The sequence below is a fragment of the bacterium genome (genome assembly GCA_030690305.1).
Classification (GTDB): Bacteria; Patescibacteriota; Minisyncoccia; order Phycocordibacterales; family JAGLPS01; genus JBBUCK01.
In genome coordinates this window covers 1-2,868 of the sequence record JAUYHB010000011.1, presented here as the reverse complement: position 1 = coordinate 2,868, position 2,868 = coordinate 1, and the positions used below count along the sequence as shown (strand labels likewise).

General features: G+C 48.0%; 3 protein-coding genes. All 3 read left to right on the top strand.

Translation table 11 applies throughout. The features are described 5' to 3' along the window. The first annotated feature begins 339 nt into the window (after nt 1-339). Genes tnpB through Q8O71_01145 form a run of 3 tightly spaced genes read left to right on the top strand, consistent with a single transcriptional unit; the run spans nt 340 to nt 2,717 of the window. Nucleotides 340-690, top strand: coding sequence for an IS66 family insertion sequence element accessory protein TnpB (gene tnpB / locus Q8O71_01155; protein ID MDP2704988.1), 351 nt, complete (start codon nt 340-342; stop codon nt 688-690). Nucleotides 691-735: 45 nt separating this feature from the next. Beyond that, nucleotides 736-2,211, top strand: coding sequence for an IS66 family transposase (locus Q8O71_01150; protein ID MDP2704987.1), 1,476 nt, complete (start codon nt 736-738; stop codon nt 2,209-2,211). Next, complete coding sequence (locus Q8O71_01145) at nt 2,208-2,717, top strand: DUF6398 domain-containing protein (protein ID MDP2704986.1); 510 nt, start codon at nt 2,208-2,210, stop codon at nt 2,715-2,717. The genes Q8O71_01150 and Q8O71_01145 overlap by 4 nt, the downstream gene beginning before the upstream one ends. Nucleotides 2,718-2,868 lie beyond the last annotated feature (151 nt).

Genomic DNA, 2,868 nt, shown 5'->3' with positions numbered 1-2,868 from the left:
GTATCCCTCCGAGCAACTGCGTCTTTTATGACGTGATGTGGCTTTTTACCTTTGGCATAAACTATTTGAGTTATGACAAAAAAGGATAATGCTTTGCGGATGCGTAAATTGGTAATGGAGTTTCGGCTCTCCGGCCGGAGCCAAAAAGAGTTTGCTTCCGCCCATGGGATCAAGGAGGGCAAATTCCATTATTGGATCTCAAAATTATCGAGACCTACAGATGTCCCGGCCGATAAGGCCCCATCGAATTTTGTTCCGATCGAAGTCGTCCCGATCGGGGACGGCCGGACTATTTTGATCCGTTGCAAGAACGGGGTCGAGATCGAAATCCCCGTATAGATGTTCGCACTCGGCACTTCCCACCGGTTCCATCTCTATGGCCGCCCCACCGATATGCGCAAGAGTTTCGATAGTCTGCGGGGGCTTGTGATCAACGATCTGGACCAAAGCCCCGATAACGGAACGGTATATATTTTTATCAATAAGGTCCGCAACAAGGCAAAACTGTTGCACTGGCAATCGGGAGGATTTATGCTGTACTACAAAAGACTGGAATCCGGTACTTTTGAGTTACCGGAATATGATGCGGAAGTAGGGAGCCTGCGTCTGAGCTATACTCAATTGGTCCTGCTGATCGACGGTATCGCCATTACCAATATCACCCGAAGAAAACGTTACGAAAAAACGTGATATCGGGTTGCTTTTTAGCAGGGCAATTTTTATCTTAGCCCTGCAATGACCTATCAGGAGCTACTTGTCGAGAACCGAGATCTTCAAAAAAAGGAGAAGGCCTCCGCGGCCAGAATAGTTTCCCTGGAACATCAACTGGCACAGCTCTACAAGCTCATTGGCGGGTTCAGGTCCGAGAGTTTCGTTTCCCAAACCATGGTCGATCAGTTATCGCTCTTTTCAGGGGATCCGTCGGAAACCGTAGAAGAAGCCCTGCAGGAGACCATTACCTATACCAGGGACAAGAAAAAGCACAATGGGCGCAATGCGCTACCGGAACATCTACCGGTCAGAGAAATAATCATCGAGCCCGAAGAGGATACCGCGGGACTTAAGAAGATCGGGGAAGAAGTGACAGAGACCCTGGAATACACTCCCGCAAGCCTTATCAAAAGAAGGACGATCCGGCCCAAGTACGCCAAGGCGGACGGACAGGGCGTGCTGATCGCACCGCTCCCGACCCGCCCCATCGACAAATCGATAGCCGAAGCCTGTTTGCTGGCGCACATCCTGGTGGGCAAATATATCGATCATCTCCCGTTCTTCCGCCAGATCCAGATGTTCAAACGGGATTTTGGGTGGGAACCTGCCCAGAGCACTATGGGCGACTGGATGGCCAGTTGTTGCCAGTTGCTGGAACCGCTTTACAATACACTAAAACAGAAAATACTGGCCTCTGATTATATCCAGGCCGATGAGAGTCCGATCAAGGTATTGGATTCCGACAAAAAGGGCAGTACGCACCAGGGATATCAATGGGTCTATCACGATCCCGTTCAAAAGCTCGTACTTTTTAATTACCGCAAAGGCCGTGGACAGAACGGACCCAAAGAATTGCTTGCCGATTATCATGGCTATCTGCAATGCGATGGCTATACCGTGTACGACAAAATAGGGACCGATCCCAAGATCACCCTTGCCGGATGCATGGTACATGCCAGGCGCAAGTTCCATGATGCGCTGGACAGTGACAAAAAACATGCGGAAAAAGCATTGGCCATCTTTAGGGAGATCTATTTGGAAGAACGCAAGATCAAGGAAGAGGCCCAAGATGATCTTAAAGCGAGGAAAACACAGCGCGACATAAGGATCAGGCCGTTATTGGCACAGATAAAAACGTGGATCGAAGGACAACAGTTCAAGGTGCTGCCACAAAGCCCCATAGGCAAGGCGATGACCTATTACATCAATCAATACCCAAAACTGGAAGCGATCTTTGAAGATGGACGTATAGAACTGGACAACAACCTGATCGAAAATGCCATCCGGCCCATGGCCATTGGCAGAAAAAACTATCTTTTCTGCGGATCGCACGATGCAGCCCAAAATGCCGCCATGCTATATTCATTCTTCGGTAGCTGCAAGATGCAGAATATCAATCCAAGGGAATGGCTGGCCAGCACACTAGAGCGGATACCTGATCATAGCATACAAAAACTCGAAGATCTCCTGCCCGGATATCAAAAACAGAACAGCATATGACCAAAGAGCTGATAAAAGAAAAGGAAAAACAACTATTGGAAATAACAGGGGCCTTCTGCGCGCAGAAACTTAACGATGAATACTTCGGGCTTTGCGAAAAGCTCATCAAAAAGATGGGGAGAAAAAGGGATGTCCCCTTCGCAAGGGGAAAATTGGAGATATGGGCGGCAGCCGTGGTCCATGCCATAGGTTCGATAAATTTTTTGTTCGACAGCTCGTTCCAACCTTATATGAGTTCCAAACAGGTCAACGAATACTTCGGGACCAAGGGGACTACGGTCTCGAATAAGGCCAGGGCCATAAAGGATATGTTCGACCTATGGTATTATAGCCCTGAATTTTCTACAAACGCCATGCAGGAGAACAGCCCTTTTAATAATATGGTAATGGTTGACGGACTAATACTGCCCCTGGGCAACCTTCCCGAAAACATACAACAAATGGTGCTCCAGGCAAGAGCGGAAGGAAAAGATATTGAATTCACTACAGAATATGAAGATCAATAACTAGTGTAGTGTATCCCTCCGAGCAACTGCGTCTTTTATGACGTGATGTGGCTTTTTACCTTTGGCATAAACTATTTGAGTTATGACAAAAAAGGATAATGCTTTGCGGATGCGTAAATTGGTAATGGAGTTTCGGCTCTCCGGCCGGAGC